Source organism: Pseudomonas sp. TE6288 (genome assembly GCF_054062095.1).
Genome location: NZ_JBSSEW010000003.1, coordinates 157423 through 179996, shown reverse-complemented (window position 1 = coordinate 179996; position 22574 = coordinate 157423). Strand labels below are relative to the sequence as shown.

At 62.7% G+C, this 22574-nt stretch carries 25 protein-coding genes, 1 tRNA gene and 1 pseudogene; 11 read left to right on the top strand and 16 right to left on the bottom strand.

Translation table 11 applies throughout. The features are described from left to right. Positions 1-23 precede the first annotated feature (23 nt). The 6 genes from ahpC to ACVWY1_RS04225 form a co-directional block, all read right to left on the bottom strand. On the bottom strand, positions 24-587 hold the full coding sequence (gene ahpC / locus ACVWY1_RS04250; RefSeq protein WP_023631141.1) for an alkyl hydroperoxide reductase subunit C: 564 nt from the start codon (positions 585-587) through the stop codon (positions 24-26). 256 nt (positions 588-843) lie between these two features. Continuing rightward, the gene (gene gorA, locus ACVWY1_RS04245; protein WP_457377829.1) at positions 844-2199 is read right to left on the bottom strand and encodes a glutathione-disulfide reductase; all 1356 of its coding nucleotides are present in this window, start codon (positions 2197-2199) and stop codon (positions 844-846) included. A 273-nt stretch (positions 2200-2472) separates the two neighbouring features. Then, positions 2473-3312, bottom strand: coding sequence for a UTP--glucose-1-phosphate uridylyltransferase GalU (galU, locus tag ACVWY1_RS04240; protein WP_023631140.1), 840 nt, complete (start codon positions 3310-3312; stop codon positions 2473-2475). A gap of 232 nt (positions 3313-3544) precedes the next feature. Then, entirely contained in the window at positions 3545-4459 is a 915-nt protein-coding gene (locus ACVWY1_RS04235; RefSeq protein WP_139670275.1) for a c-type cytochrome, read from the bottom strand. Then, entirely contained in the window at positions 4456-5106 is a 651-nt protein-coding gene (locus ACVWY1_RS04230; protein WP_102682877.1) for a c-type cytochrome, read from the bottom strand. Before ACVWY1_RS04230 ends, ACVWY1_RS04235 begins: the two co-directional genes overlap by 4 nt. A gap of 145 nt (positions 5107-5251) precedes the next feature. Beyond that, a complete protein-coding gene (locus tag ACVWY1_RS04225; RefSeq protein WP_023631137.1) occupies positions 5252-5611 on the bottom strand; it encodes a hypothetical protein in 360 nt (119 codons plus the stop codon). 161 nt (positions 5612-5772) lie between these two features. On the opposite strand from ACVWY1_RS04225, the gene ACVWY1_RS04220 reads away from it, so the two are divergent. The 4 genes from ACVWY1_RS04220 (at position 5773) to ACVWY1_RS04205 (ending at position 7963) form a co-directional block, all read left to right on the top strand. Beyond that, complete coding sequence (locus ACVWY1_RS04220; RefSeq protein ID WP_046855131.1) at positions 5773-6075, top strand: DUF1883 domain-containing protein; 303 nt, start codon at positions 5773-5775, stop codon at positions 6073-6075. A gap of 7 nt (positions 6076-6082) precedes the next feature. Then, complete coding sequence (locus ACVWY1_RS04215; protein ID WP_173862430.1) at positions 6083-6253, top strand: hypothetical protein; 171 nt, start codon at positions 6083-6085, stop codon at positions 6251-6253. Positions 6254-6288: 35 nt separating this feature from the next. Further along, a complete protein-coding gene (locus ACVWY1_RS04210; RefSeq protein WP_198755514.1) occupies positions 6289-7362 on the top strand; it encodes an NAD(P)H-dependent flavin oxidoreductase in 1074 nt (357 codons plus the stop codon). Between the two features lie 91 nt (positions 7363-7453). Continuing rightward, complete coding sequence (locus ACVWY1_RS04205; protein ID WP_457377828.1) at positions 7454-7963, top strand: cysteine hydrolase family protein; 510 nt, start codon at positions 7454-7456, stop codon at positions 7961-7963. An 84-nt stretch (positions 7964-8047) separates the two neighbouring features. Here ACVWY1_RS04205 and ACVWY1_RS04200 read toward each other — a convergent pair whose 3' ends face one another. The 4 genes from ACVWY1_RS04200 to ACVWY1_RS04185 form a co-directional block, all read right to left on the bottom strand. After that, positions 8048-8185 carry a PA0050 family protein gene (locus tag ACVWY1_RS04200; RefSeq protein WP_102682880.1) on the bottom strand — a complete coding sequence of 46 codons (138 nt, stop codon included), beginning with the start codon at positions 8183-8185 and terminating at the stop codon, positions 8048-8050. Between the two features lie 49 nt (positions 8186-8234). Further along, positions 8235-8378, bottom strand: coding sequence for a PA0050 family protein (locus ACVWY1_RS04195; protein WP_023630030.1), 144 nt, complete (start codon positions 8376-8378; stop codon positions 8235-8237). Positions 8379-8597: 219 nt separating this feature from the next. After that, positions 8598-10796 carry an OsmC domain/YcaO domain-containing protein gene (locus tag ACVWY1_RS04190; RefSeq protein WP_457377827.1) on the bottom strand — a complete coding sequence of 733 codons (2199 nt, stop codon included), beginning with the start codon at positions 10794-10796 and terminating at the stop codon, positions 8598-8600. Between the two features lie 129 nt (positions 10797-10925). Then, a complete protein-coding gene (locus ACVWY1_RS04185) occupies positions 10926-11270 on the bottom strand; it encodes a hypothetical protein (RefSeq protein ID WP_023630028.1) in 345 nt (114 codons plus the stop codon). A gap of 294 nt (positions 11271-11564) precedes the next feature. Here ACVWY1_RS04185 and ACVWY1_RS04180 point away from each other — a divergent pair, with 294 nt between their 5' ends. After that, entirely contained in the window at positions 11565-12245 is a 681-nt protein-coding gene (locus ACVWY1_RS04180) for a phytanoyl-CoA dioxygenase family protein (protein WP_198755517.1), read from the top strand. On the opposite strand, the gene ACVWY1_RS04175 is transcribed toward ACVWY1_RS04180, so the two are convergent. Then, entirely contained in the window at positions 12232-12435 is a 204-nt protein-coding gene (locus ACVWY1_RS04175; RefSeq protein ID WP_023631435.1) for a DUF1289 domain-containing protein, read from the bottom strand. The genes ACVWY1_RS04180 and ACVWY1_RS04175 overlap by 14 nt on opposite strands. Before the next feature lie 153 nt (positions 12436-12588). Between ACVWY1_RS04175 and ACVWY1_RS04170 the strand changes: the two genes are divergently transcribed. From ACVWY1_RS04170 to nhaA, 4 genes are all read left to right on the top strand, one after another. Next, positions 12589-13041, top strand: coding sequence for a thiol-disulfide oxidoreductase DCC family protein (locus ACVWY1_RS04170; RefSeq protein ID WP_102682884.1), 453 nt, complete (start codon positions 12589-12591; stop codon positions 13039-13041). Next, the gene (locus tag ACVWY1_RS04165; RefSeq protein WP_102682885.1) at positions 13038-13421 is read left to right on the top strand and encodes a DoxX-like family protein; all 384 of its coding nucleotides are present in this window, start codon (positions 13038-13040) and stop codon (positions 13419-13421) included. The genes ACVWY1_RS04170 and ACVWY1_RS04165 overlap by 4 nt, the downstream gene beginning before the upstream one ends. A 91-nt stretch (positions 13422-13512) precedes the next feature. Then, a complete protein-coding gene (locus ACVWY1_RS04160) occupies positions 13513-15228 on the top strand; it encodes a S8 family serine peptidase (protein ID WP_457377862.1) in 1716 nt (571 codons plus the stop codon). Positions 15229-15666: 438 nt separating this feature from the next. Then, a complete protein-coding gene (nhaA, locus tag ACVWY1_RS04155) occupies positions 15667-16869 on the top strand; it encodes a Na+/H+ antiporter NhaA (protein WP_139670262.1) in 1203 nt (400 codons plus the stop codon). 32 nt (positions 16870-16901) lie between these two features. On the opposite strand, the gene ACVWY1_RS04150 is transcribed toward nhaA, so the two are convergent. After that, positions 16902-18317: an aminotransferase-like domain-containing protein gene (locus tag ACVWY1_RS04150; protein WP_457377826.1), complete on the bottom strand. Its 1416-nt coding sequence runs from the start codon at positions 18315-18317 to the stop codon at positions 16902-16904. A 148-nt stretch (positions 18318-18465) separates the two neighbouring features. Between ACVWY1_RS04150 and ACVWY1_RS04145 the strand changes: the two genes are divergently transcribed. Then, positions 18466-18936 carry a RidA family protein gene (locus tag ACVWY1_RS04145; protein WP_102682888.1) on the top strand — a complete coding sequence of 157 codons (471 nt, stop codon included), beginning with the start codon at positions 18466-18468 and terminating at the stop codon, positions 18934-18936. 30 nt (positions 18937-18966) lie between these two features. Here the strand turns inward: ACVWY1_RS04145 and ACVWY1_RS04140 are convergent, their stop codons facing one another. Continuing rightward, positions 18967-19731, bottom strand: coding sequence for an SDR family oxidoreductase (locus ACVWY1_RS04140; protein ID WP_277504832.1), 765 nt, complete (start codon positions 19729-19731; stop codon positions 18967-18969). Positions 19732-20128: 397 nt separating this feature from the next. Further along, positions 20129-21046, bottom strand: coding sequence for a hypothetical protein (locus tag ACVWY1_RS04135; RefSeq protein WP_277504833.1), 918 nt, complete (start codon positions 21044-21046; stop codon positions 20129-20131). A gap of 146 nt (positions 21047-21192) precedes the next feature. Between ACVWY1_RS04135 and ACVWY1_RS04130 the strand changes: the two are divergent. Continuing rightward, positions 21193-21688, top strand: a pseudogene (locus ACVWY1_RS04130) (IS3 family transposase); the annotation flags it as partial. Between the two features lie 173 nt (positions 21689-21861). Here the strand turns inward: ACVWY1_RS04130 and ACVWY1_RS04125 are convergent. Together ACVWY1_RS04125 and pgsA are read right to left on the bottom strand one after the other, a co-directional pair. Further along, a tRNA-Gly gene (locus tag ACVWY1_RS04125) sits at positions 21862-21937 on the bottom strand. A 64-nt stretch (positions 21938-22001) separates the two neighbouring features. Beyond that, positions 22002-22562: a CDP-diacylglycerol--glycerol-3-phosphate 3-phosphatidyltransferase gene (gene pgsA, locus ACVWY1_RS04120; RefSeq protein ID WP_038706385.1), complete on the bottom strand. Its 561-nt coding sequence runs from the start codon at positions 22560-22562 to the stop codon at positions 22002-22004. Positions 22563-22574 lie beyond the last annotated feature (12 nt).

Genomic DNA, 22574 nt, shown 5'->3' with positions numbered 1-22574 from the left:
GGCGCATGATCAAAGGCTTCGCTTTAGATCTTGCCGACCAGGTCCAGGGACGGTGCCAGAGTAGCTTCGCCTTCTTTCCACTTGGCCGGGCAGACTTCGCCTGGGTGCGCGGCGACATACTGGGCAGCCTTCACTTTACGCAGCAGCTCGGCAGCATCGCGGCCTACACCACCGTCGTTCAGTTCGACGATCTTGATCTGGCCTTCCGGGTTGATCACGAAGGTACCGCGATCGGCCAGGCCGGCTTCCTCGATCAGCACGTCGAAGTTGCGCGAGATGACGTGGGTCGGGTCACCGATCAGCGGGTACTTGATCTTGCCGATGGTGTCCGAGGTGTCGTGCCAGGCTTTGTGGGTGAAGTGGGTGTCGGTGGACACGCCGTAGATTTCCACGCCCAGTTTCTGGAACTCGGCGTAGTTGTCGGCCAGGTCGCCCAGTTCGGTCGGGCAGACGAAGGTGAAGTCGGCCGGGTAGAAGAATACGACGGACCACTTGCCTTTCAGGTCGGCTTCGCTGACCTGGACGAACTCGCCGTTGTGGTAGGCGGTGGCGTTGAACGGTTTGACCTGGCTGTTGATGATAGGCATGAGAGACGCTCCTTCATGGATTGAATTTCAATGGGTTGAAATCAGTTGACGGAGAGAATCCTAACCGTTGGTCCCGTTAAAGGCTCATTGGCAAAGCTCATGCTCGCGATTGGTTTTGGCTATAAGGCGCGATTATTAATAGAAGGGATTGGGCTGAGCAAAGGATTGCGCGGGGTCAAAAGCATCGCGGGGCAAGCCCGCTCCCACGCCCGGCGATAACTGGCGTGGGAGCGGGCTTGCCCCGCGATAAGGCGTATCAGCGAGTGACGGTACGCATGGTCACGAACTCTTCGGCGGCGGTTGGGTGCACGCCGATGGTCTCGTCGAACTGCTGCTTGGTCGCGCCGGCCTTCAGGGCGATCCCCAGCCCCTGGATGATTTCACCGGCATCCGGGCCGACCATGTGGCAGCCCAGCACCTTGTCGGTCTCGGCATCGACCACCAGCTTCATCAAGGTCTTCTCCTGGATGTCGGTGAGGGTCAGCTTCATCGCCCGGAAGCGGCTCTCGAAGATCTGCACCTTGTGCCCGGCGGCCAGCGCCTGCTCCTCGGTCAGGCCCACAGTACCGATCGGCGGCTGGCTGAACACTGCTGTCGGGATGTTCTGGTAATCGACAGGGCGGTACTGCTCAGGCTTGAACAGACGTCGGGCCACGGCCATGCCTTCGGCCAGGGCCACCGGTGTCAGCTGCACCCGGCCGATCACATCACCGATGGCAAGGATCGATGGCTCGGTGGTCTGGAACTGCTCATCGACACGGATGAAACCACGCGGATCCAGCTCCACCCCGGTGTTTTCCAGGCCCAGGTTGTCCAGCATCGGCCGCCGCCCGGTGGCGTAGAAGATGCAATCGGCCACCAGCTCGCGACCATCCTTGAGGGTAGCCTTGAGGCTGCCGTCGTCGAGTTTGTCGATGCGCTGGATATCGGCGTTGAACTGAAGATCCATGCCGCGCTTTTCCAGCTCTTCCTTCAGGTGCGTGCGCACCGAGCCGTCGAAACCGCGCAGGAACAGGTCGCCGCGATACAGCAGCGTGGTAGCAGCGCCCAGACCCTGGAAGATACCGGCGAACTCAACGGCGATATAGCCGCCACCCACTACCAGCACGCGACGTGGCAATGCCTTGAGGTAGAAGGCTTCGTTGGAGGTGATCGCCAGCTCCTTGCCGGGGATGTCGGGCACCTGTGGCCAGCCACCGGTGGCGACCAGAATGGTGGCCGCCGTGTAGCGCTGGCCCTCGACCTCCACTTCATTGGCGCCGGTGATCCGGGCATGTCCCTGCAGCAGGGTGACGCCACTGTTGACCAGCAAGTTGCGATAGATGCCGTTGAGGCGCTCGATCTCGCGGTTCTTGTTGGCGATCAACGTACCCCAGTCGAAATGCCCCTCCTCGAGGGTCCAACCGAAGCCGGCGGCCTGTTCCAGCTCGTCGGCCACATGGGCGCCGTACACCAGCAGTTTCTTCGGCACGCAGCCGACATTGACGCAGGTGCCCCCCAGGTAACGGCTCTCGGCCACCGCCACCTTGGCACCGAAGCCCGCGGCGAATCGCGCCGCGCGCACACCGCCGGAACCGGCGCCAATCACGAACAGATCAAAATCGTAGGCCATGCATTCAGTCTCCTAGGCAGGCGCCCAGCATAGCGCCGTTACCTGCCACAGACAAAAAAGCCACCCCGAGGGGCAATGCCAGTCAGTTAAGCGTTAGGGGCCGCTTTGCGGCCCATCGCCGGCAAGCCGGCTCCCACAATTGCTGCGCAGTACTCAAGAATTGCGCGGTCCCTGTGGGAGCCGGCTTGCCGGCGATGGGCTGCAAAGCAGCCCCAGTGACGCTAACTAACAAGTATTACCCCGAGGGGTGGCTTCTGGACCTGCCGGGCGAACTCAGTACGCCTTGCCAGTCTTGTAGTAGTTCTCGAAGCAGAAGTTGGTCGCGTCGATGTAACCCTCGGCGCCACCGCAGTCGAAACGCTTGCCCTTGAACTTGTAGGCGATCACGCAGCCATCCTTGGCCTGTTGCAGCAGGGCGTCGGTGATCTGGATCTCGCCGCCCTTGCCAGGTTCGGTGTTGGCGATGATGTCGAAGATGTCCGGAGTCAGGATGTAGCGACCGATGATCGCCAGGTTCGACGGTGCGTCTTCCGGCTTCGGCTTCTCGACCATGTTGGTCACGCGGTAGATGTCGTCACGGATCATTTCGCCGGCGATCACACCGTACTTGTTGGTTTCCTGCGGGTCGACTTCCTGGATGGCAACGATCGAGCAGCGGTACTGCTTGAACAGCTTGACCATCTGGGTCAATACGCCGTCACCTTCCGGGTTGACGCACAGGTCGTCGGCCAGCACCACGGCGAATGGCTCGTCGCCAATCAGCGGGCGGCCGGTCAGGATCGCGTGGCCCAGGCCTTTCATTTCGGTCTGGCGGGTGTAGGAGAACGAGCACTCGTCGAGCAGGCGACGGATGCCGACCAGGTACTTCTCCTTGTCGGTGCCCTTGATCTGGTTTTCCAGCTCGTAGCTGATGTCGAAGTGGTCTTCCAGGGCGCGCTTGCCACGGCCGGTGACGATGGAGATCTCGCTGAGGCCAGCGTCCAGCGCTTCTTCAACGCCATACTGGATCAGTGGCTTGTTGACCACCGGCAGCATTTCCTTGGGCATGGCTTTGGTAGCGGGCAGGAAGCGGGTGCCGTAACCGGCTGCCGGGAACAAGCATTTCTTGATCATATACGTCCTTAACAAGGGCTTTGCGTACGAAATTCGGCGCAGTCTAATCAGGCGGCGGTCACCTTACAATGCCCCCCGCGCTGGCCGATGCCATCATAGAGATATTCCAGTGTAGATAGTTCCTGAAGGCCGTGAATTTTAAGCGCCTGGCGGCGTCATGGCGGGACGGGCCCGCGCCCACGATCATCCCTTGCCGGGCGTGGGAACGGGCTTGCCCCGCGAGGGTTTCAGCTCAACCGCCGATCCCCTGCCCGATCAACACGCCATCGACTTTCTGCCCATACAGGTTGACCCCGTCATTGGCATGGAACTTCAGCCGGGTCTTCTCGATCGAGCCTTCGACCAGGCGCGGATCCTGCGGCCGCTCATGGCGATTGATCCAGGCTGCCACGTCCCAGGCCTGCTGGTCACTGAGGCTGCCGGGCTTGCCCAACGGCATGTTGTACTTGATGAACGACGCCGCCGTGTTGATCCGGTGCATGCCGGCGCCCCAGTTGTACGAGTCCTTGCCCCACAGCGGCGGCATCACGTACTCCCCGGCCACCTTCTGCCCTTCGCCGTTGCCGCCGTGGCAGATCGCGCATTGTTCGTCATACACCTGCTTGCCGCGCTTGAAGTCGTAGCCATCCTTGGGCTTCGGCACTTCCGGATAGCCGCGACCGGCGATCTCCACCCCCGTCGGCGCCTGGGTCGACAACCAGTAGGCATACACACTCAGCGCGGTCATCTGCGGGCTGTCGGCCGCCGGCGGCTTGCCGTTCATGCTGAAGCTGAAACAGCCCTGGATGCGTTCGGCGAAGGTGTTGACCTTGTCGTTTTTCTTGCGGTACGCGGGGTACATCGGATAGGCGCCCCAAAGCGGCGCGGAATGGAACAGGCGGCCCTGGTCGAGGTGGCAGTTGCTGCAGTTCAGGCCATTGCCGACGGCTTCGGGCATCAGCCTGCGGGTATCGACGAACAGCGCATGCCCTTCGCGGACCATCTTGCCGAAGGCGTTGTCCGGGATGGCGCTTTCCGCGGGCGGTACGAATTGCGGGGCGGCCTGCACGCCCGGCACCTTGAGCTGGGACTGGTCTTCCATGGCAATAGGGGCGGCCTGGGCAGTGCCCATGGCCAGCAGCAACAGGGTTGGCATAAGGGTCTTCATGGCTTGACCTCCTGGCTTGCCGGCTGTGCGAAGTAGTCGGCAACTGCCTTGACCTCGGCATCGGTCATCGCTTTGGCGACATCCACCATCAGCTGGTTGGGGTCGTTGCTGCGGCTACCATCGCGCCAGGCGTTGAGCTGTGCCACCAGGTAGCTGGCCGGCTGCCCGGCCAACGGCGGGAAGTGCTCGCCGACACCGCTGCCACCCGGGCCATGGCACTGCACGCAACCGGGAATCTTGCGGCTCCAGTCGCCGTAGATGGCCAGGCGGGCCACCGGATCGGTGGTGATCTGCTGACGCCGCGTGTCAGGTGCGGCATCGGCCGGCAGCTTGGCCAAATAGGCGCTGATCGCTTCGATTTCGGTATCGTCCAGGGCCTTGGCCAGCGGCTCCATCACCGCCTGCTTGCGGCTGCCACTGCGAAAGTCCTGCAATTGCTTGCTCAGATAGCCGGCGGGCAGGCCGGCAAGGCGGGGAAAGCCGGCGGCGGCGATGCCTTTGCCGTCCGCGCCATGGCAGCCAAGGCAGGCCATGGCGGCGGGATTCTGCCCGCCCTGGTTGAAGATTTTCTGGCCGTCGGCAGCGTGCGCCGAGGGCCAGGCCAAGATCAGCAGGCTGCCGATCACGACATGGCTCAGGGGTTTCATCACGGAGGCTCCATTTCCTTGTTATAAGCTTAGGCTCAAACGATATAAGCCCAGAAATACTAGGCCTATTCCCCGGCCTGCGACAACGTGCCGCCGGGAAGGAAAATGGCAATACGCCAGCTAATTGCCGATTAACTGAGCTGGATCAAGAACCAGAGATGCATTGGGTGGCGGCCGTGCGCACATCGCCCAGGCGCAGCGGGAAGTTGTTCAACCGCTCGTAGACCTTGATCGCGCTGCCGCTGCCGCGCTTGTCGATATCGAGCAGCGCCGCCGGGCCCACGCCAGCCGTCAGCTTCTGCGGCACGGTCAGGCGCAGGTTTTCACCACGCACCTCCTCTTGCAACGGATCGCGCGTTTCAGCCAGCTTGCGCTTCACGCAGTCGGCGTATTCACGTGGCGTCTTGCCAGAGATCACGTCCAAGGTGGCGTGGGACTGCTCGAGTTCCGTCACGCTGACACAGCCTCCCAATGCCAGCACCGCTGCCGCTACTACCCATTTCATGCACACACTCTCCAACTTCAAAGTCATCCTCTGACCACGTCCAGGCGTTTTTGCTCCCACGTCTGGCGGAAATCTCCTTGGCTTGGTCAGCCCGGGCGCAAGTGTAACCTCACATCGTGATATCTTTCGCGTTTGCAGAAACAATCCTTGCGGAGCGCCCCATGAAATTCGTACACCAGCGCGAACACCTGAACGAGGACGACATCGTCGTCATCGAGTGTTCCCAGCGCTGCAACATCCGCCTGATGAACGACGCCAACTTCCGCAGTTTCAAGAATGGCGGCCGGCATACCTACCACGGCGGCCACTTCGAGAAATTCCCGGCGAAGATCACCGTACCCAGCACCGGTTTCTGGAACATCACCATCGACACCGTGACCACCCGCCCGATCTCCGTGACGCGCAAGCCAACCCTGACCCACAAGATCAAGATCATTCGTCGCTCGTCGTCGAAACTCGGATGAGACCAGCATGACCCAGACCATCAAGTACGTGATCAAGTACAAGCTCGACGGCGAACGCCGCTGGGATTTCGCCCTGATGACCGACGCCTCCATGGCGCAGGCGCAGGAAGCCCTGCGCAAGATCCATGGCGACGACGCCGACAAGATCAGCGACATCCAGGTCAGCAAGGCCCTGTAGCCACTCTGGATCCCACCGCACTCAAGGAGTCGCCCATGAGCACCTGGCCAGACCGCCGCATCCTCGACCTGCTGAACATCGAGCTGCCTATTCTCCAGGCGCCCATGGCCGGCGCCACCGGCTCAGCCATGGCCATTGCCGTCGGTCATGCCGGAGGCCTGGGCGCCCTGCCCTGCGCCATGCTCTCCAGCGAGCAGCTGCGTGGCGAGATCGAAGCCTTTCGCAGCGCCTGCCAGGGTCCGCTCAACCTGAACTTCTTCTGCCACCAACCGCCGGCGCCAGACCCCGAGCAAGACGCTCGCTGGAAACAGGCGCTAAAGCCCTTCTACGAGGAAGTCGGCGCGGACTTCGAGGCGCCGACGCCGGTGTCCAATCGCGCGCCCTTTGACGAACAAAGCTGCAAGCTGGTGGAGGAACTGCGCCCGGAAGTGGTCAGCTTCCACTTCGGCCTGCCAGCGCCGGCGCTGCTGGAGCGGGTCAAGGCGGCAGGTGCCAAGGTGCTGTCCAGCGCCACCACGGTGGAGGAAGCGATCTGGCTGGAACAGCATGGCTGCGACGCGATCATCGCCATGGGCTATGAAGCCGGCGGCCATCGCGGCATGTTCCTCAGCAGCGACATCACCAGCCAGATCGGCACCTTCGCCCTGGTGCCGCAGATCGTCGACGCGGTGAGCCTGCCGGTGATCGCGGCAGGCGGCGTGGCTGATCACCGCGGCCTGCTTGCCGCCCTGGCCCTGGGCGCCTCGGCGGTGCAGATCGGCACCGCCTACCTGTTCTGCCCCGAGGCCAAGGTGTCCCCAGCCCACCGTCACGCCCTGGACAGCGCCTCCGCCAGCGATACCGCGCTGACCAACCTGTTCACCGGCCGCCCGGCCCGCGGCATCAACAACCGCCTCATGCGCGAGCTAGGCCCGATGAGCGCCCTGGCCCCACGCTTCCCGTTGGCCGGCGGCGCGCTCATGCCGCTGCGCGCGATCAGCGACCCGCAAGGCAACAGTGATTTCAGCAACCTGTGGGCCGGGCAGGCGTTACGCCTGGGAAGGCACCTGGGTGCAGAGAAACTGACCCGCGAAATTGCAGGTGAGGCCCTGAAGCGGCTTGTCCGGTGAACGCGACACGTTCATAGAAAGCCCCTTGCCGCAAAAAACCGGCGTGCGGCAGTATACTCGCCAGCCTTCGAACCTCGCCCGGAAAACCACCATGCAGCAAGTCCTGCTCATCGTCGATGTGCAATCCACCTTCAGCCCCTCCGAGAAACTGGTGGATGGCATCCGCGTGCTGTCGGCGCATATCCCCACCATCGCCTCGGTCGAGCTGCACGACGAGCAGGTCACGCCTTTCCAGCGCCAGCTCGGTTGGCACCCGGCCAGCGAGGACGTGGCCCTGGTCGAGGCGGACAAGGTGTTCGTCAAGCATGGTTACAGCCAGACCGCCGAGACCCTCGACCACATCAAAAGCCTCGGCGTCGAACGGGTGCTGGTCTGCGGGCTGCAGACCGAGACCTGCGTGCTGGCCGCAGGCTTCGCCCTGTTCGATGCAGGCCTTACCCCGACACTGGTCACCGACCTGACCATGGGTTCCTCGCTGGACCGCTCCGGGCAACTGGGCATCGAGCTGTGGAAACACCATTTCGGTCACGTCACCACTGCCGCCGAGGTACTGGCCGGGCTGCACCATCATCGAGATGTTCCAAGCCCTTCGAATACGTAGTGATCGTTGCGCAGCCAGCCCGGCCTGGTTTCGCCCGTTATCCGCAGCGCAAGCTCGCGCCTGTCGTCTCAGACGGCCATGGGATCAAGGGCACTCGCAGGTGGAAGGCCCGAACACAGGTCCCGCGCAAGGATCTTCGCCCGGGCCGAACACCGGGCACGACGCCTGGGCCGTCACGGAAAAGCCCCACAGCAGCAGTACAGCCAACATGACTTTCTTCATGGGTAAACTCCTGATCAATGATTGATTCTTCCCTGCACCTTCGCGGTGATCAGCGCTCGCACACGCAGGTCGTCGGGCCCAGCACCGGGCCGGCACAAGGGTCCTCCCACGGCCCCAGCACCGCGCAATCGGCCTGCGCCGTCATCGAGCACATCCACAGCAGTATCGCGCCTGCCAGCATTTTCCTGTTCATCCAACCCTCCTTGGGTCTATCCCTGACAATCCTTCCCCGACGGGCGACAACCGCTCGCCGGGCCCGCAACAGCTAAGACCAACCCTGTTCAGTGCGCAACTGTGGTGCATCGTCGCAGCTGGAGGTCGGTAAAGCGCAAAGGATTAAACGCGAACCGTGCAGGACGCTGACCGAAAAAGAAAGGGCCGCTTTACGCGGCCCTTGACATTCAAGACGTGATCAGTTGTACAACCCAGCCGCCCTCGCCCGTGCGGCATGCAGCTTCTTGTAGCTCTCGACCAGGCGCAGGTGGCGGTCCAGCCCCTCGAGCTTCATGCTGGTCGGGGTCAAGCCATGGAAACGCACGCTGCCATCCACCGAGCCCAGCACCGCGTCCATCCGCTCGTTGCCGAACATGCGACGGAAGTTGGCCTCGTAGTCGGCCATCTCCAGCTCATCGTCCAGCACCACCTCCAGCACCACGTTCAGCGCCTGGTAGAACAGCCCGCGCTCGACGGTGTTGTCGTTGAACTGCAGGAACATCTCGACCAGTTCCTTGGCGTCCTCGAAGCGCTGCAGCACCAGGTGAATCAGCAGTTTCAGCTCGAGGATGGTCAGCTGGCCCCACACCGTGTTGTCGTCGAACTCGACACCGATCAGTGTGGTGATGGTGGTGTAGTCGTCCACCTCGGCATTGTCCAGACGCTTGAGCAGCAGCTTCAGCGAACGGTTGTCCAGCTTGTGCAGGTTGAGGATGTCGGCACGGAAACCCAGCGCCCGGTTGGTGTTGTCCCAGATCAGGTCCTCGACCGGGTAGATCTCCGAATAGCCCGGCACCAGGATGCGGCAGGCGGTGGCGCCGAGGTCGTCGTACACGGCCATGTACACCTCCTTGCCCAGGTCCTCGAGGATGCCGAACAGCTTCTGCGCCTCCTGCTGGTTGGAGTCCTCGCCGTGGCCCGAGAAGTCCCACTCGACGAACTCGAAGTCGGCCTTGGCGCTGAAGAAGCGCCACGACACCACGCCGCTGGAGTCGATGAAGTGCTCGACGAAGTTGTTCGGCTCGGTCAGCGCGAGGCTGTCGAAGGTCGGCTGCGGCAGGTCGTTCAGGCCCTCGAAGCTGCGGCCCTGAAGCAGTTCGGTGAGGCTGCGTTCCAGCGCCACCTCGAAGCTGGGGTGGGCACCGAACGAAGCGAACACGCCGCCGGTGCGCGGGTTCATCAGGGTCACGCACATCACCGGGAACTCACCGCCCAGCGACGCGTCCTTGACCAGCACCGGGAAGCCCTGCTCCTCCAGCCCCTGGATGCCGGCGACGATGCCCGGGTACTTGGCCAGTACCTCCTGCGGCACGTCCGGCAGGCACAGCTCGCCTTCGAGGATCTCGCGCTTGACTGCCCGCTCGAAGATCTCCGACAAGCACTGCACCTGCGCCTCGGCCAGGGTGTTGCCGGCGCTCATGCCATTGCTCAGGTACAGGTTTTCGATCAGGTTGGACGGGAAGTACACCGTCTCGCCGTCCGACTGGCGCACGAACGGCAGCGAGCAGATACCGCGCTCCTTGTTGCCCGAATTGGTGTCGTACAGGTGCGAGCCGCGCAGCTCGCCGTCGGGGTTGAAGATCTCAAGGCAGTAATCATCGAGGATCTCGGCCGGCAGCGCGTCCTTGGGCCCAGGCTTGAACCACTGCTCGTTGGGGTAGTGCACGAACGCGGCGTTGGCGATGTCCTCGCCCCAGAACTGGTCGTTGTAGAAGAAGTTGCAGTTCAAGCGCTCGATGAACTCACCCAGCGCCGAGGCCAGCGCCGCTTCCTTGGTCGCGCCCTTGCCGTTGGTGAAGCACATCGGCGACTGCGCGTCGCGCACGTGCAGCGACCAGACGTTGGGCACGATGTTGCGCCACGAGGCGATCTCGATCTTCATCCCCAGCTCCGCCAGCAGGGCAGACATGTTGGCGATGGTCTGCTCCAGCGGCAGGTCCTTGCCGGGGATGTAGGTGGTGGTGTCCGACACCGGCATCAGCAATGCCTGGGCGTCGGCGTCGAGGTTGTCGACCTCCTCGATGATGAACTCGGGGCCGGTCTGCACCACTTTCTTCACGGTGCAGCGGTCGATGGAGCGCAGGATGCCCTGGCGGTCCTTCTCGGAAATGTCCTCGGGCAGCTCGACCTGGATCTTGAAGATCTGGTTGTAGCGGTTCTCGGGGTCGACGATGTTGTTCTGCGACAGGCGGATATTCTCGGTCGGAATATCGCGGGTCTGGCAGTACAGCTTGACGAAGTACGCCGCGCACAGGGCCGACGAGGCCAGGAAGTAGTCGAACGGCCCCGGGGCCGAGCCGTCGCCTTTGTAGCGGATCGGCTGGTCGGCGATCACCGTGAAGTCGTCGAACTTGGCTTCGAGACGGAGGTTGTCGAGAAAATTGACCTTGATTTCCATGCGAGGGGGTACCAGGAAGCGGGGCGGAAAATGGCGGGTATTATCCGGGATTCGCCGGTGAATGTCTTGGCATACCGCCGGACGAGCCGCAACGGGTCGCGCGGACCTCTTTCATGGCTTCGCCAGCCCCTACTCCGCCCGAAAGCTCCAGACGATCTCGACCACCCGCGAAGCCAGCACCAGGTAAAGCAAACACAGGATCACCTGCAGCGCCGTGTGATAAGGCAGCTTGGCCAGCCGGTGCAAGGTATCGCTGACGTTCAGCAGCAACAACAGTGCCGATACCAGGATCAGCCCCCAGCCGGTAAAACTCGACACCCACAAGCCCAGCAGGATCTGCTGGTCACCGTGAATCGCCTCGGTGCCTGCGGCGAACAGCAGCGCGCACACCAGCAGATTCTTCAAGTTGTCGAACACCTTGGCACTGAGGTCGGCGTCGAGCAGTGCCAGGTACTTTTGCCAGAGTCTGCGCATGGGCCTCTCCCACGGATACAGGTGATGTACGCAAGTCTAGGCTCTGTACGAAATGTATCTGCACTCGCCCATACTGCGTTGAAACGGGGCTCGGAATGCTCATGTACTCCAGTACAGTCGGGCGCGACCCCGGCCGTTCCTCCCCCCGTTTCGCCTTGTCTGGCCTTCGCGCAGACACATTCGTACAGACCCTAGAAGTGATTGGCCAAGTGCACGCTACCGTGGCGCTCGCAAAAGCCGACCAGGCTCACTACCCTTGGCCAACACACGACTGACAGGGATAGCGGGAGTGCCATGCCCCATCACCAACAGCTCCACCAGGCGGGCTATGCCCTGCTCCGCCAAGCGATCCCGGCACAATGGCTGGACGAGCTGCGTCGGGTGTTCGAGGCCGGGGTGAAACCCTCGGAGGACTGGCCGGTGCCCCGCGCCGAGGACTGGCGTCATGCGCACCTGGATGGCGCAGCAGCGGTCCAGGCCGTTTGCCGCTTGCCGCACGTGCTGGCAGCGGTTGGCGCGTTGATCGGCGAACGGTTCTTCCTCTACCAGGTCGAGGGGCGCGCCCCCGTTGCCGGGGGTGGCCATCAGCGGCTGCACCGTGACCTGTCGGCGCAGCGCCCGGGCGACACGGTGGGGGTGATGGTCTACCTGGATGATTACGGACCGGACAACGGTGCCACCCGTATCGTCCCCGGCAGCCATCGACCTGCCCCGCACGCGCCACCTTTCGACTTCAGTGATGAATCACGCAGCGTCCAGCTTGCCGGGCGAGCAGGCGACGCCCTGGTGTTCGATGTGGACCTGGTACATGCCGGCAGCCTGAACGTCAGCGGTGCACCGCGTCGCGCGCTGCTGATCGGTTATGCCGCCGACCCGCTGTATGCCGTTTTTGAGGAAACCGCGCATCTGCGTGGCGTCCAAATGGACACGCACGAACGCTTCGAACCCTCGGACTACCCGTTCACGACGCCATGACCTGGCGCTTGGCGTTCTTCTTGACGATAGCCTTCATCCGCGCCGCCGCGCGCTGCACGGTCGCCATCTTCTCCGGGCGCTTCATGCCGCGCCATTTGCGGATCTCGTCCCGGGTCCGGCCACAGCTGACGCACAGCTCGCTGTTGAGCTGGCAAAGCGAGATGCACGGATTGTCGATGTCTTTGGCCATGGGGCACTCCGTTGACGGGCGCGTATCATACCGGCTTCGGCCTGCGTGATGCAGGCCAGGGCCTTTGCAGGTGATCCACCCACCGCGCGTGTATGTCCCTTCTCCTACCTGACCGCTATACAATACCGCCCACCGCCTGAACGGAATCAAGCCATGCCCGCTGCCCTGAAACGCCCTACCCCTGCGCCACTGCTTGCGCCAGGAGAAACCGTCTTGCTGTTCGACGGTGTATGCAAGCTGTGCAACGGCTGGGCGAAATTCGTGATCCGCCATGATCGCCATCAACGCATCCGCCTGGCCACGGTGCAATCAGCGCAAGGCCAGGCGCTGCTCGCCTGGGCGGGCCTGCCGATAACGGCGTTCGACACCATGGCGGTGATCCGTGACCAGCACTGCTGGGTGCGCTCCGCGGCGTTTTTCGAAATCGTCCGGCAGCTGCCCGGCGCCTGGCCGCTGTTGCGGGTAATGCGCATCTGCCCGCAGGGACTACGGGACTGGCTGTACGATCGCGTGGCACTCAATCGCTATCGCCTGTTCGGCAAGCATGACCAATGCCTGCTGCCGAGCCCAGACCACCAGCGACGCTTTCTCCAGGGCCAGCCATGAACCGCCTGTGCCAGGTGCACTGGCTGGCGCGCGCCAGCCTGGCGTTCATCTTCGCCTACCACGGGTTGGTGCCCAAGCTGTTGCTCCTCAGCCCCGGTGAGCAACTGCTGCTGCAGGCGCACGGACTCGGGCATGCAGCCTGGTTGTCACAAGTTGCCGGCATAGCCGAACTGGTGCTCGCCGCACTGCTGCTGATGCCGAGCCTGGCCTGGCCGTTGCTGGTCGCCGCAGGCGTGCTGCTTGGGCTGCTGGTGGACGTGGCAGTGATGCAGCCGTCGATGCTGGTGGATGCCTTCAACCCGGTCTCGCTGAACGTGGCGGGCATGACACTGTGCGCCGTGGCGTGGACCTCAAGGCAGGGCCATACCCCTGACCGCTGAACGAAGCGCCCTGCGCAGCAGTCGGAACTGGAGGCCCTCAACAAGGAAACCACCCATGGCCGCAGCGCTCGCCGCCTTCACCACACTGTCCATGCTGCTCGCAGGCGCGATGGCACAGGCGTCGGAAGGCTTGCGTATCGAAAGCCTGAAACGTTGCGGTGACCTGCTGGACACCCGGCGCCAGGACTGGTGCCTGACCGTCCACGGGCTGAGCCCCCAGCTGCCGACACTGAAACTCGGCAACAAGACGATCCCCTCCAGCGCGGTGGCGCGCGAAGGCGACCGGCTACGCCTGCGGCTGGACAGCAGCGAGCGGCAAAGCGGTCCGCTCTGGCTTGAATATGGCACGCGCACCAGCAACGCCGTATGGCTGACACTGCGCAACAGTCACGTACTGGCCGCAGGGCCAGACGAGGTGGCCAGGAACATGGACGGTCTGACCACGTATGTGAACCTGGTGAGCCTGTTGATCGAGGAGCACCATGATGGTCGTCAGGAGGCCGAACGCCTGGCGGGCAAATACGGGGCCAGCGTCGTCGGCAGCATTGCGCCGCTGAACCTCTATCAGTTGCGCCTGCCGGCACGCAATCTGGAGCAACGCGATGCCTTGGTGTTGCGCCTGGGCAGCGAGGCCAGCGTGGATGCGGTGGTGATCGAAGAGTCGGCGCCGGAACAGGCCGAACACGAACGCACGCACGCCCCGCCCGGGGACTCTGACGAGTGGGCGGCGAACCGCTTCCTCGACGCGGTCGATTTCTACCGCCGACGCCTGCCTGGGCAGCAGACTGTCCTCCAGCCACAGCCGTTGCGCATTGGGCTGATCGAGCGCGATGTCGACTTCGACAGCCCGGACTTTGTCGATTACCTCGGTGCCTGCGCCATTCCCCGCACATGCCTGTATGCCCGCGATGCCGAACAACCTGACTCTCATGGCAGCACGGTCGCCGGCATTCTTGCCGCCGGCTGGGACAATGGCGGCAACACCGGTTTCCTGCGCGGCCTGGAACCGGCCAGCGGCGGTTTCGAGGTCATCGTCGAGCGCAACTCCGATGCGGGTATCACCGCCAATATCGCGGCCTCGGTCAACCTCGTCGAGGACGGCGTGCGCGTGCTCAACTGGAGCTGGGGCATCCACCGTGTCGGTACTCGAAACGCCGAGGGTGACGAAGTCGACTCCCTGTTGCGCTCAGGCCTTGCCATGGGCGGCTATGAGGAACTGCTGGAAGAATTCTTCCTCTGGCTGCGCAAGTCGCACCCCGATGTGCTGGTGGTGAACTCCGCCGGCAATGGCTCGACCTTTGCCGGCACCGACGAATACCGCCTGCCCTCCTCGTTCATCACCGAGCAGTTGCTGGTGGTCGGCGGCCACCAGCGCGCCGAGGGTGTCGAGCGCGACGTGGACGACCCGGCCTTTGCCGTCAGGCGCAGCAGCTCGAACATGGACATGCGTGTGGACATCACCGCAGCCGCCTGCACCCACGCCTCGACCCTCGAAGCAGGGCAACCCGGCGCAGTGCATTGCGGTACCTCCTATGCCACGCCGATGGTCACGGGCCTGGTGGCGGCGATGTTGTCGATCAACCCGAACCTGCAGCCCGAACAGGTGCGCATGCTGTTGCGCCGCAGTGCCATGAGCATCGGTGACCAGCACGACTTCGAACGGATGGATGCCGAGGACCTCACCGCGCCCATCCTGCCGTCGGAGCGCAACTATCAGCTCGGTGACAAGGATGTCGGGCGGTCGGCGCGGCTGGACATGCGAAAGGCCCTCGACCTCGCGCTGAAAAGCCGTGAGCGGGTGCGCTGACAGGATTTCGATGGGCAGGTGTACAAGCATCATCAAGATAGCGGTGGTTCTAGCAGCATTGCCATCGGGTGATGGCCGATACCGCAGTGCCGTACCGTGACCTGGCAACATTTGGACGCAAAATGTTGAAGCACATCTTCGCCCGCATCGCTAGAATGGCCGCCTGGCGTGTGCTGCGTGCGCCCGGGAGCCTTCCCGAATACGGAGAACATTCATTTGTTTTCCGTGAGATCCGTCTATGTTGCACGCATGCCCCCATTCCCCATGGCCCTTCCTGCCCCGTGTCTTCACGGCGTGGGTTGCTGCGCCGCATTCCCTATCCTTCTTCTCGCCCTTCGCCGCAGTGGCCCGTACAGTCCGGAGCCAGCGTCTCGCCGTGCCCGTTGCCCGCCGCGCCACTGCCATTGCGAGGGTGATGCCATGAACGAGGACCGTTACATGACTGCATCCCTTCCAACCGTCAAGCCGCGCTCGATGCTGCGTCACCTGCTGGCCACCGAAGCGGCCGGCGGCGTATTGCTGATGTTCACCGCCGCGCTGGCCATCGTCATCGCCAACAGCCCCTGGGCCAGTGCCTACCAGCACCTGCTGCACCTGCCCGTCGGCCCGGTACTGACCGACAAACTCGGCCCGATGACCGTGCACATGTGGATCAACGATGGTTTGATGGCGATCTTCTTCCTGCTGGTGGGCCTGGAGATCAAGCGCGAGCTGGTCGACGGCCGCCTTGCCAGCTGGGAACAGCGCCGCCTGCCGGCACTGCCGGCACTGATGGGCATGGCCGTGCCGGCGCTCATCTACCTCGCGGTGGCTGGCGGTGAACCCGGGCTGTCCAACGGCTGGGCGATCCCCGCCGCCACCGACATTGCCTTCGCGGTCGGCGCCCTGGCCCTGCTCGGGCGGCATGCACCGCTGTCGCTCAAGGTGATGCTGGTGTCGGTGGCGATCATCGACGACATGGGCGCGGTGGCGATCATCGCGGTGTTCTACACCTCGTCGCTGAACCTGCTGGCACTGGCCGCTGCCGCCGGCATCATCGCCATCCTGCTGGCCTGCAATCGCCTGCGCGTGGTCAGCCTGTGGCCCTACCTGATCGGCGTGGCCGCGCTGTGGTACGTGACCCTGCTGTCGGGCGTGCACGCCACCATCGCCGGCGTGGTCGGTGCCCTGCTGATCCCCTACAGCACAGGTAACAGCGAGGCCCGCGAGGCCAGCCCGCTGCTCAGACTGGAGCATGGCCTGGCGCCGTGGGTCGGTTTCCTCATCGTGCCTGCTTTCGGCTTTGCCAACGCCGGCGTCTCGTTCGGCGACCTGGGCCTTGGCGACATCTTTGCCCCGCTGCCGCTGGCCATTGCCCTGGGCCTGCTGCTGGGCAAGCAGCTCGGCGTGTTCGGTGGTGTACTGCTGGCGGTCAAGACCGGCCTGGCCAGCAAACCCCAAGGCGCCAGCTGGCTGCAGATCTACGGCGTGGCGATGCTCTGTGGTATCGGCTTCACCATGAGCCTGTTCATCGGCGAACTGGCCTTCCCGGGCCAGGCCGAGAAGATCGATGCAGCCAAGATCGGCATCTTGTTGGGCTCGCTGCTATCGGCAGTGATTGCCTGCCTGATCCTGCGATTTGCGCCCAAGCAGGCCGATTGAAGTAACCCCGGGGCCCGCGCCTGTTCGACAGCTCAGTGGCTGTCGAGCAGGCGCAGAAAGGTGTCGCGGACCTTCACATTGTCACTGTGACCGACATTGAAACGCATGAACGCCCGGGCATCGGCCTGGGCGCTCAGCAAGGTGCCGGGTGACAGCACCAAACCATGTTGCAAGCCGCTCATGGCGATGGCCTCGCCATCGACTTCGGCAGGCAGCCGGGTCCACAGGAACAGCCCCTCCCCTTGGCACGACGCCACCTCGCACCCCGCCTCGCGCAACCAGCCAGCCACCCGCCCACTGGCCTCATGCAGCCGGTCGACGACCCTGCGCGTATGCCGCTCATAGCTCCCTTCGGTCAGCAGGCGATGAATCACCTGCTCGGTCAGCTCGGACGTCACGCCGCCGCACTTCATCTTTAGCAGCGTCAGTTGCCCCGCCAATTCGGCGCCCACGGCCAGGTAACTGACGCGGCAATTGGCGGTGAGGGTCTTCGAGTAGCCGCAGACATAGCTGACGTTGTCCAGCCCACCGACCCCCGCCAGCCGGGGCGTTCGTTTATGCTGGATATCGCAGTACAGATCATCTTCGATGACGTGCACGCCATAGCGCTGGCACAGCTCCAGCAGGCGGTGGACCTGTGCTGCCGAAAAGGAATGCCCCGTTGGATTGTGCAAGGCACTGTTGGTCAGGTAGACCCGCGGGCGATGGGCAATCAGCAGTTGCTCGAAGGCCACGAAATCGATGCCTTCCACCGATCGCGCCACGCAAACCGGGCGGGCGCCGTGGTAAGGCAGGTTGGCGCGGAAGTTGAAATAGCACGGGTCGTCGACCAAAACGCTGTCCCCGCTGCGCAGGATCAGGCGCAACAGCATGTCAACGCCTTGCATGGTGTTGGCGGTGGTGACGATCTGCTCGACCGGGACATCGATGCCCAAAGTGCCGAGCTTGAGGCGCAGCCATTGACGCAGCGGCAGGTAGCCTGCCGCCGAGCCATACTCTCCCATGCGCAACTCGCTGGCCCGCAGGCACCCGCGCATGGCCTTGAGCAGGGTATCCACGGGCATCCATGAGGGCGGCAGGAAGCCGCAGCCGGGACGCAGCATGCCGTTGTCCGTCAGCAGTGCGTGACGGAGCACGCTCACCGGGTCCTGGGGCAGCAGATTGCGCACAGCCTCCGTGCCCATGGCCTGGGCATCGCGTGCCACATAGTGGCCAGCGCCCTGGCGCGATACCACCAGCCCGCTGGCGCGCAGTCGGTCCAGGGCCTCGACCACCGTGGACTTGCTCACGCCCAACAGCTCGGTCAACTCACGAATGGGCGGCAACCGCACCCCTGGGGCCAAAGCCCCATTTCCGATGGCTTCGGCAAAACACTCGGCAATCTGCTGCACCAGCGGTTGCCCCGACTGGAGTTCGATCGCGGCGATCACGGCGCGCTGTCGCTGCATTGTACTGGTCGTCCCGGCAGTAAAGTTCAGAGGTTTCCATCCGAAGTTGCCCTGCCCCTGCGGCCAGCGCCTATCTACTATGCATCGGCATCCGGCTTGCGCCTAGCGCATACCGCCCCGAGGCCATGAAGAGACCGAGAAGCGCCCTATGTCCCGTGAAGCACAGTTTGCCGCGATACTTGATCAGCTGGGTTACACCTTCGAAGCAGGGTTGAAACTCGGTGGCGACTACGCCGCCACCGTGCGCCATGAAGGCGTTGTGTACGTCAGCGGGCAGATCCCGCGCATTGACGAAGAGGTGATCCACCCCGGCCGGGTGGGGAGCGAAGTCAGCCTGAAGGATGCACGCACCGCGGCCATGGTCAGCGCCCTGCGCTGCCTGGCATTGGTGCGTGAACGGGTTGGCTCACTGGATAACATCCGCGCCATCCTGCGCATGACCGTGTTCGTGCAGTCGGCCGAAGCGTTCACCCGGCAGAGCGAGGTGGCCAACGGTGCTTCGCAGGTCTTGTACAGTGTGTTTGGCGAAGCCGGCGCTCATACACGAACTTCGGTCGGCGTGCTCAGGCTGCCGAAGAATGCCCCCGTGGAAATCGACCTGATCGCCGCGGTGACGTAATGATCCAGCCATGGCACGCTACCGTCCGCCTCAGCCGCGCACCACCGATGCCCCGCCATCCACCACCATCGCCGACCCGGTCATGAAGCTTGATGCGTCCGAGGCCAGGAACAGTGCCGCCTCGGCGATTTCCTCCGGCCTGGCCAGGCGTTTGAGGGCGTGCAAGCCTTCGACATGGGACTGGGCCTCGGGGCTGCTCATCACACTGCGGCCCATCGGCGTGTCGGTACCGCCCGGCAGCAACGCGTTGGCGCGTATACCCTGGGCGCCCTGCTCCGCCGCGATAACCTGGACCAGGCCGACCAGGCCTGCCTTGCTGGCCGCGTAAGCGGCCATGCCCGGCATGCCCACCGCGTGGCCGACGAAGGTCGAGGTGAAGATCAGCGAGCCACCGCCACGGGCCAGCAGCGCCGGAATCTGCGCCTGGGCGCCGAGGAAAGCGCTGGTCAGGTTGGTATGCAAGGTATGTTGCCAGGCGTCCAGCGTCAGCTCGGGAACAGCAGCCAGCTCACCAAGGGTGCCTGCATTGTTGAAGGCGATGTCCAGGCCACCGAAGCACGACACCGCCGTGTCCACCAGTTCCCTGGCCAGCGCCGCATCGGTGATGTCACCGGCCACCGTAAAGACCCGACCGTGTCCGGCTGCCGTGATCTCCGCCGCCAACTGCTCGAGCTCGACCTGGCGCCGCGCTGTAAGCACCAGGTTGGCGCCGTGCCGGGCGAACAATTTCGCCGCCGCACGGCCGATGCCGGAGCTGGCACCGGTGATGATTGCCACTTTGCCTGCCAGTTGCATGATCTGTACCTCGTCCTGAAGGTGATTTGCAGGGTGCGCGGGTACTATCGGGTGCGGTGCGGGGGGATGCTCTCCGTTTCTTGCGGACTGTAGCGCCCTTTCTCATATGGCGTAGGGTGCCTCGAGGATGGCTGGTTGCAACAAGCTGCGTGGCAGTCGGATATCTTTGAACGGCTGCTGGATGATCGGGTGGCTCTAATGTTCGCAGATTTGGGAATGCCTGTATAAAACGCTCTGGCGACAAAGTCAGCCTCAGCTCGAATAACGCCAACTCGGTGAGGTGACTGAAACTGATCCCCTCGGGGAGCTCAGGGAGTGTTGGCAAGGACAAATTGAAAACACCAGCCACCGCAGCTTTTCAGTTCCGAGAACACTGACGCTGCATCAACACCCCTGGCTATCGATTCGGCGGGTCTTCTATGGCAACTGTTGTTTTTAGTACAGCGACCGTTTTCGCACCCAAGGAGGCAACGCATCTCATCCGGCAGGTACGCTTCGTGCGCAACAGCGACTTGACACCCGCGTAGAAGGTGAGCGGTTCGTGGGCACTTACCAGTTGTAGAGCATGGACTTCTGCTTCCAGCGCCTTGAAACGGAAGGGTCGTTTCAGTCGTTTTTCCAACAAAAACGATAGCACTTGAGTCAAACCGTATATCACCACAGCCACAGGCCACATAGGATAGTGGGGGAAGTGACCCGCACAGTGCCCCTCAGCTTCCCCCGCACATTGCGCCTTGACAGCATGACGTTTAATGGAAGACAGCCTGAGGTCAAGCGCGGTGCTATAGGGCGATTCGACTACTTCTTTATGCTCTTCTTGCCAAAACGCACCAAACAATGCACCGAAGAGCTTCTCTGACAAAATCTGGTACTCCACCTGAAGCGCCCCCACAACTTCCCCGTCAAAAAGCAATTCAGTCTTTGCCTTAACTCTCTTCTTCGTACGATCAACTATTTTTGCACGGGCCGTGAGCATTGTCGTCTCAGGCGCGATTATTGGACAGGCGCCCATTGACCAAATTGCGTGTATTGCAAGGTAATAAATACGCTCCCCCGCCGGTTGCGTGAGCGCTGCGGCGCATGAGCCCAAAATAGCCAGGTGCCTACCCGCTTCAGCAATTGCAATGGGCCCAAGCTCTTGCCCCAACGGCTGCTCAGGTATGAAGTCGCCGCAGATATCCCAGTCGTCATAAACTGTGTGGTAAAGCCTTTCAAACGCAAAGTAGGGCCGCTGCACTGCGATCCTCTCCATCATCAGCGTCATGTCGATGAGCGTGTGCTCAGGGTTTTCAAGCGAATGAGCGATCAAGTTCATTTCGCTAGCCTCCGTGCACGCAGAATTCGCTTCTGCTAACGACTACACGGAAACGATACGATGAACAACCCAGTGTTGATACTGGCAGAAATATCAGTAACGGCTTAGAGCTTGAATAGAGCGTGGCTGCCCTCGGCGCTTGCAACCCGAACAACTGGTGCGGAGATATCACGTATGTTTGGGCGCAAGGTCGCTGGCATTATGTGGCGGCCGTGATCGACCTTTTCGCACGCCGAGTAGTAGGCTGGGCGTTTTCATCGAAGCCCGATGCTGACCTGGTGACCAAGGCTTTGGACATGGCCTATGAGAAGCGCGGCCGCCCTCAGAACGTGCTATTTCATTCGGACAGGCAGTCAATATGGCAGTCGTAGCTTCCGTCAGCGTCTGTGGCGTTATCGCTTCAAGCAGAGCATGAGCCGCCGAGGAAACTGTCACGATAATGCGCCAACGGAGCGGTTTTTTCGCAGCCTGAAAACAGAATGGGTACCGACCACGGGCTACATGAGCGCTTCGCTGGCACAGCAGGATATCGGTCGCTTTTTGATGCAACGCTACAACTGGCAGCGACCGCATCAGTTCAACAGCGGGCTGGCGCCCGCTGTTGCTGAGGAAAAACTTAACGCAGTGTCCGGGATTAGTTGACCACTACAAGAGCTAAGGGATTCGGAAAAATAGACAGAAAAATGGACTGAAAATCACTGGATGCTGCCGGAAAGCAGAAGACGTCGGTGGAATACAGCACAAACAAAAAAAGGACCCTAAGGTCCTTTTTTCTTTCTCCATGGAATTCAGTGGAACTCTATGGAGCTAAATATTGGAGCGGGAAACGAGACTCGAACTCGCGACCCCGACCTTGGCAAGGTCGTGCTCTACCAACTGAGCTATTCCCGCGTCGTGATGGGTGCCATTCTAGCGATTTACAGAACGGCGTCAACCCCTTGATTCAAAAAAACTTTTACTTCTGCTCCGAACCTTCGCGCAGGTGCGGCCAGGCGGCCACCAGGTAGTGCACCATCGACACCAGGGTCAGTCCCGCCGCCACCAGCAGCAAGCCGTAGCCCAGCACCACCCAGAAGGTCAGCAGCGGCGGGTTGGCCAGCAGGATCACCAGCGCCAGCATCTGCGCGGCGGTCTTCCACTTGCCCAGGTTCGACACCGCCACATGGGCGCGGGCGCCGAGTTCGGCCATCCACTCGCGCAGCGCCGAGACCACGATCTCGCGGCCAATGATCACCGCCGCCGGCAGCGTCAGCCAGAAGTTGGCGTGCACCTGCACCAGCAGCACCAGGGCCACGGCGACCATCAATTTGTCGGCCACCGGGTCGAGGAAGGCGCCGAACGGGGTGCTCTGCTGCAGCCGACGCGCCAGGTAGCCGTCGAGCCAGTCGGTGGCGGCGGCGATGGCGAACACCGTGCTGGCGGCCATGTAGCTCCAGTGATAGGGCACATAGAACAGCAGGATGAAGATCGGGATGAGCAGGACGCGTAGAACGGTGAGCAGGTTTGGAATATTCATCGGTACGACTGG

Coding starts and splice junctions, on each gene's coding strand:
- ahpC (WP_023631141.1), bottom strand. CDS start 587: ATGCCTATCATCAACAGCCAGGTCAAACCGTTCAACGCCACCGCCTAC.
- gorA (WP_457377829.1), bottom strand. CDS start 2,199: ATGGCCTACGATTTTGATCTGTTCGTGATTGGCGCCGGTTCCGGCGGT.
- galU (WP_023631140.1), bottom strand. CDS start 3,312: ATGATCAAGAAATGCTTGTTCCCGGCAGCCGGTTACGGCACCCGCTTC.
- ACVWY1_RS04235 (WP_139670275.1), bottom strand. CDS start 4,459: ATGAAGACCCTTATGCCAACCCTGTTGCTGCTGGCCATGGGCACTGCC.
- ACVWY1_RS04230 (WP_102682877.1), bottom strand. CDS start 5,106: ATGAAACCCCTGAGCCATGTCGTGATCGGCAGCCTGCTGATCTTGGCC.
- ACVWY1_RS04225 (WP_023631137.1), bottom strand. CDS start 5,611: ATGAAATGGGTAGTAGCGGCAGCGGTGCTGGCATTGGGAGGCTGTGTC.
- ACVWY1_RS04220 (WP_046855131.1), top strand. CDS start 5,773: ATGAAATTCGTACACCAGCGCGAACACCTGAACGAGGACGACATCGTC.
- ACVWY1_RS04215 (WP_173862430.1), top strand. CDS start 6,083: ATGACCCAGACCATCAAGTACGTGATCAAGTACAAGCTCGACGGCGAA.
- ACVWY1_RS04210 (WP_198755514.1), top strand. CDS start 6,289: ATGAGCACCTGGCCAGACCGCCGCATCCTCGACCTGCTGAACATCGAG.
- ACVWY1_RS04205 (WP_457377828.1), top strand. CDS start 7,454: ATGCAGCAAGTCCTGCTCATCGTCGATGTGCAATCCACCTTCAGCCCC.
- ACVWY1_RS04200 (WP_102682880.1), bottom strand. CDS start 8,185: ATGAAGAAAGTCATGTTGGCTGTACTGCTGCTGTGGGGCTTTTCCGTG.
- ACVWY1_RS04195 (WP_023630030.1), bottom strand. CDS start 8,378: ATGAACAGGAAAATGCTGGCAGGCGCGATACTGCTGTGGATGTGCTCG.
- ACVWY1_RS04190 (WP_457377827.1), bottom strand. CDS start 10,796: ATGGAAATCAAGGTCAATTTTCTCGACAACCTCCGTCTCGAAGCCAAG.
- ACVWY1_RS04185 (WP_023630028.1), bottom strand. CDS start 11,270: ATGCGCAGACTCTGGCAAAAGTACCTGGCACTGCTCGACGCCGACCTC.
- ACVWY1_RS04180 (WP_198755517.1), top strand. CDS start 11,565: ATGCCCCATCACCAACAGCTCCACCAGGCGGGCTATGCCCTGCTCCGC.
- ACVWY1_RS04175 (WP_023631435.1), bottom strand. CDS start 12,435: ATGGCCAAAGACATCGACAATCCGTGCATCTCGCTTTGCCAGCTCAAC.
- ACVWY1_RS04170 (WP_102682884.1), top strand. CDS start 12,589: ATGCCCGCTGCCCTGAAACGCCCTACCCCTGCGCCACTGCTTGCGCCA.
- ACVWY1_RS04165 (WP_102682885.1), top strand. CDS start 13,038: ATGAACCGCCTGTGCCAGGTGCACTGGCTGGCGCGCGCCAGCCTGGCG.
- ACVWY1_RS04160 (WP_457377862.1), top strand. CDS start 13,513: ATGCTGCTCGCAGGCGCGATGGCACAGGCGTCGGAAGGCTTGCGTATC.
- nhaA (WP_139670262.1), top strand. CDS start 15,667: ATGACTGCATCCCTTCCAACCGTCAAGCCGCGCTCGATGCTGCGTCAC.
- ACVWY1_RS04150 (WP_457377826.1), bottom strand. CDS start 18,317: ATGCAGCGACAGCGCGCCGTGATCGCCGCGATCGAACTCCAGTCGGGG.
- ACVWY1_RS04145 (WP_102682888.1), top strand. CDS start 18,466: ATGTCCCGTGAAGCACAGTTTGCCGCGATACTTGATCAGCTGGGTTAC.
- ACVWY1_RS04140 (WP_277504832.1), bottom strand. CDS start 19,731: ATGCAACTGGCAGGCAAAGTGGCAATCATCACCGGTGCCAGCTCCGGC.
- ACVWY1_RS04135 (WP_277504833.1), bottom strand. CDS start 21,046: ATGAACTTGATCGCTCATTCGCTTGAAAACCCTGAGCACACGCTCATC.
- pgsA (WP_038706385.1), bottom strand. CDS start 22,562: ATGAATATTCCAAACCTGCTCACCGTTCTACGCGTCCTGCTCATCCCG.